Origin of the sequence: Pseudomonas sp. R11F (assembly GCF_050312575.1) — a bacterium.
Classification (GTDB): domain Bacteria; phylum Pseudomonadota; class Gammaproteobacteria; order Pseudomonadales; family Pseudomonadaceae; genus Aquipseudomonas; species Aquipseudomonas palleroniana.
The window spans coordinates 1-4,813 of the sequence record NZ_JBNPJU010000027.1; the positions used below are offsets into that span (position 1 = coordinate 1).

A 4,813-nucleotide genomic window follows, 5' to 3' on the forward strand; every position below is an offset into this window, starting at 1 on the left:
GCGTCAGGTTGGAAACTCTTGGCTGAACCACCGCTATCGGGAGCAAGCCCCCTCCCACACTTGGCCATCTTCAAGGGCGGATCGCAGGCGCCCGGGACCAGTCGATTTCCGCCGCCGGCATGGGCCGCCCAAACCAATACCCCTGGCCCATATCGCATTCCTGCTCCAACAGAAACCTTGCCTGCTCCACCTGCTCAATCCCTTCGGCATGCACTTGCATGCCCATGCTTTTCGCCAGGGCGATCACCACGCGCACAATGGCCGCATCGTCTTCATCCCACGGCAACCCGGCGACAAAGCCTTGGTCGATCTTGAGCTTCTGCACCGGCAGGCGCTTGAGGCGCAGCAGCGAGGAATAGCCGGTGCCAAAATCATCGATGGCCAGGCGCAAGCCCAGTTCACGCAGGCGGTGCAGTTGCTCCAGGGCGACTTCAGGGTCATCCATCACAGCACTTTCCGTGACTTCCAGCTCCAGGAACGCCGGCGCCAGGCCAGTACTGTGCAGGACCTGGGCAACTTGTTCGTACAGTTCGCGTCGGGCAAACAAACGGCTGGACACGTTGACCGCGATAAAACTCAGCGGCGCGCCTTCAGCCAGCCATTGGCACATCTGGCGACAGGCTTCGTGCATCACCCAGGCATCAATGTCGGCAATCAGCCCGGTGCGCTCGGCGATGGGGATAAATTCGCCCGGCGGCACCAGGCCACGCTCCGGATGCTGCCAGCGCACCAAGGCTTCGACACCGATCAGGCGGCTGTCTTGCAGGTCATGCACGGGTTGGTAGTAGACACGCAGCTCTTGCTGCTCAAGGGCGCGGCGCAATTCACCGGCGATTTCCACCCGATGCTGGGCATGGGCGGTGAGTTCTTCGGTGTACAGCGCGTAACCTTCGCGCCCGGCGCTCTTGGCCTTGAACAAGGCCGAGTCGGCATTGCGCAGCAGCTGTTCGGCGCTGAGGGCATCGCTGGGAAACAGGCTGATACCGATGCTGGCACTGATAAACAGCTGGTTGCCGTCAAACACGAACGGCTCTTGCATCGCATCGAGCATTCTCTGGGCCAATGCAGCCGCCTGAACCACCTGTGGACAACTTTCCACCAACACGGCGAACTCGTCCCCACCCAGGCGCGCCAGCGTGACGCCGGGGCCGAACAGGCCTTTCAAGCGCTCCCCCACCGCCTTGAGCAACTGGTCGCCGGTGGTGTGGCCGAGGCTGTCGTTGATGATCTTGAAGTGGTCCAGGTCCATCAACAGCAACGCACAGCCACGTTTATGCACTTGCGCCGAGGTCAATGCCTGGTGGGCACGGTCGCTGAAGAGCAGGCGGTTGGGCAAGTCGGTCAGCGGGTCATGATGGGCCAGGCGGGCCAGTTCGTGCTCGGAATCCTTGATGGCGCTGATATCGGAAAAGACCGCCACGTAGTGAGTGGCCTTGCCTTGGTCATCGCGGATCACGCGGATGGTTTGCCACTGTGGATAAATCTCGCCGCTTTTACGCCGGTTCCAGATTTCACCGCTCCATTCGTCGGTGCGCTCCAGGGTCTGGAACATCTGCTGGTAGAAATTCGACGAGTGGCGCCCCGATTTGAACAGGCTCGGCCGCTTGCCCATGACGTCTTCGCCGCTGTAGCCGGTGATCGCCATGAAGGCGCGGTTGACGTGCACGATCAACCCCCGAGCGTCGGTAACCAGCACCCCTTCGCGAGTGCAATCGAACACTGCGGCAGCCTGTTGCAGGCGCTCGCGATTCTCCTTCAAGGGCTGCTGCACCTGGTGTGTACGCGCAAAGCGCGCACAGATCAGGTAGATCACCAGCGCACTGAGGCCCACCCACACGTAGCCGCGCGCCTGCAGCCAGCGTCCCAACTCCCACGGGTTATCGAGAAAGTTGATCAATAGGTGGTTGCTGAGCTGGAGCCACACAACGGAAACCAGCAGGTACACCAGCCCTACGCGTAGGGCTCCTCGGTATGAATACAGCATATCTTCAGTAATCCTTACCAAAAAAACAGAATCGCCCTACAAAGGCTGAGGATTATAGAATAAGAAACATCCAGTCACTCCTATCTGAAACGGTGGCTGGTTTTCTCTGTTGGCTTAGTGATAATGCGTGAGCTGTCTTTTTCTTTATCTGAGGGCCATACAGCCTATGTGGTACAACGGTTTTCTTGACCTGTCAGCCTGGCAACTGGTGGCAGTCACGCTGTTGATGACCCACGTGACCATTGTCGGGGTCACCGTCTATCTGCACCGTTATTCGGCCCATCGCTCCCTGGAGCTCAATGCCGGCCTGAAACACTTCTTCCGCTTCTGGCTGTGGCTGACCACGGCGCAGAACACCCGCGAGTGGACGGCCATCCACCGTAAACACCACGCCAAATGCGAAACCGTCGACGACCCGCACAGCCCGGTCATCAAAGGTTTGTCCACAGTGCTGCGCAAAGGTGCCGAGCTGTATCGGGCCGAGGCTGAAAACCCCGAGACCCTGCGCATCTACGGCAAGAACTGCCCGGACGACTGGATCGAACGCAAGATCTACACGCCCTACCCGTTGCTGGGCGTGGCGATCATGGGCGTGATCGACCTGCTGTTGTTCGGCACTATCGGTATCACCATCTGGGCGATCCAGATGATGTGGATTCCGTTCTGGGCCGCCGGTGTGATCAACGGCCTGGGGCATGCCGTGGGCTACCGCAATTTCGAATGCCGTGACGCGGCCACCAACCTGGTGCCCTGGGGCATCATCGTCGGCGGCGAAGAGCTGCACAACAACCACCATACCTACCCCAACTCGGCCAAGCTGTCGGTCAAGAAGTGGGAGTTCGACCTGGGCTGGGCGTGGATCAAGGTATTCAGCTTCCTGCGCCTGGCCAAGGTGCAGCGCGTTGCGCCTATCGCGCACCGCGTCGAGGGCAAGGGCCACCTGGACATGGACACCGCCATGGCGATCCTCAACAACCGCTTCCAGATCATGGCGCAGTACCGCAAGCTGGTGATCGGGCCGCTGGTCAAGCAGGAGCTGGAGAAGGTCGATCACTCGGTGCGTCACCAGTTCCACCGCGCCAAGCGCCTGCTCTCGCGGGAAACCAGCCTGCTGGATGACCGTCACCACCTGCGCATCCAGAACATGCTGGAGCACAGCCACGCGCTGACCGTGATCTACGAGAAGCGCCTGGCGTTGCAGCAGATCTGGGTGAAGACCAGTTCCAATGGCCACGACATGCTGGCGGCGATCAAGGAATGGGTGCACGAGGCCGAGGCCAGCGGCATTCAATCCCTGCGCGATTTTGCTCACCAGCTCAAGACCTATTCGCTGCGCCCTGCAGCGGCCTGACTGGTACTCAAAGCCCTCCTATGGTGAGGGCGCTTGCTCCCGCTGGGCCGCAAAGCGGCCCCAGCCTTTGGTTTGGCTGGGACTGCTGCGCAGTCCAACCCGAGCAAGCTCGATCGCCCAAGGTAGAGCGCTCGCCTTGACTTGACAGCACGCTGAGTTTGGCTTGCCACCGGTTTCTGACGTCATTTCTTAGTCAACCGGATCATGGAACTTCACCGCAAATCCCCTCTCTCAATCAACACTTCGCCATCATGGTGGCCCTTGTAGTGACCGCTGCCCGATGCCGGCAGCGTGCCCAGAGAGAGTTGTGCCGATGGTTCACGAAAAGCCCTTTGCACCCAATACCCCGACGGCCGAACACCCCCGCCCGGCTGCGGCATCAACCCTGTTGGCGTTGATGCATGCCCAAGGAGAGGTCGAGCGGCTGAGTGAGCGCGAACAGCTGCTCAGCTCGCTGCTGGTCAGCGTGAATGCCGTGCTGTGGTCCATCGATTGGGAAACCCGCCGCGTGCTTTACGTGAGCCCGGCCTATGAACGGATATTTGGTCGCTCCGCCAGCCTGCTGCTGGCCGACCACCGTGAATGGCGCAACAGCGTCCACCCCGAAGACCTCGACTACGCCGAACAAAGTCTGGCCCGCGTGCTCGAACAAGGCGCCGTGGAAGACCGCGAGTACCGCATCATCACCGCCGACGGTCACATCCGCTGGCTGAGCGACAAGTGCTATATCAACCAACAGGTCGAGCCGGGCAAGCCGGTGATCGTGGTCGGCATAGCCGAGGACATCACCGAAAAAAAGCAGTTGGAGCTTGAGCTGCATCGCTTGGCCACCACCGACGTGCTGACCCAGAGCAGCAATCGCCGGCACTTCTTCGAGTGCGCCAACCAGGCGTTCGACAGCGCCTGTGCCCAAGGCACCCCGCTGGCCTTCCTGTTGCTGGACATTGATGATTTCAAGGACATCAACGACTCCTACGGCCATCTGGAGGGCGATCAGGTACTGCGGCGCATCGCCGAAAGCGGTCGAGGGGTATTGCGCCGTGGCGATCTGTTCGGACGCATTGGCGGCGAAGAGTTCGCCGCGGTGTTGCCCGGTTGTGCGCCCGAAATGGCGTTGCAGGTCGCCGAGCGGCTGGGCAAGGAAATCCAGGCGTTGGGTTTCAGCTATGAGGGCCGTGAGTTCACCGTGACCATCAGCCAGGGCCTGGCCGGCCTGCGCGAAGACGACTCGACCCTGGACAGCCTGTTTGCCCGGGCCGACGCCGCGATGTACGAAGCCAAACGCCAGGGCAAGAACCGCGTGGTAGCGGGCTGAAGCTCGGCGGAGGGCGTGCCAGGCACCAGATGATTGGCTAACACGACGCTATCGGGGCAAGCCCTAATGCCAGTCAGTTAAGCGATAAAGCGGACGATGAATAAATTGTGGGAGGGGGCTTGCTCCCGATGGCGGTGTGTCAGGTTCAGAAACCGTGGCTGAC

The 4,813-nt window shown here is 60.8% G+C and carries 3 protein-coding genes; 2 read left to right on the plus strand and 1 reads right to left on the minus strand.

The features are described 5' to 3' along the window. Positions 1 to 70: 70 nt before the first annotated feature. The gene (gene dibA, locus ACQRBV_RS08115; RefSeq protein WP_411985701.1) at positions 71 to 1,984 is read right to left on the minus strand and encodes a phosphodiesterase DibA; all 1,914 of its coding nucleotides are present in this window, start codon (positions 1,982 to 1,984) and stop codon (positions 71 to 73) included. 166 nt (positions 1,985 to 2,150) lie between these two features. On the opposite strand from dibA, the gene desA reads away from it, so the two are divergent. Further along, positions 2,151 to 3,335, plus strand: a complete 1,185-nt coding sequence (desA, locus tag ACQRBV_RS08120) for a delta-9 fatty acid desaturase DesA (RefSeq protein WP_060755532.1) — start codon at positions 2,151 to 2,153, stop codon at positions 3,333 to 3,335. 313 nt (positions 3,336 to 3,648) lie between these two features. After that, a complete protein-coding gene (locus ACQRBV_RS08125; RefSeq protein ID WP_090367590.1) occupies positions 3,649 to 4,650 on the plus strand; it encodes a sensor domain-containing diguanylate cyclase in 1,002 nt (333 codons plus the stop codon). Positions 4,651 to 4,813 lie beyond the last annotated feature (163 nt).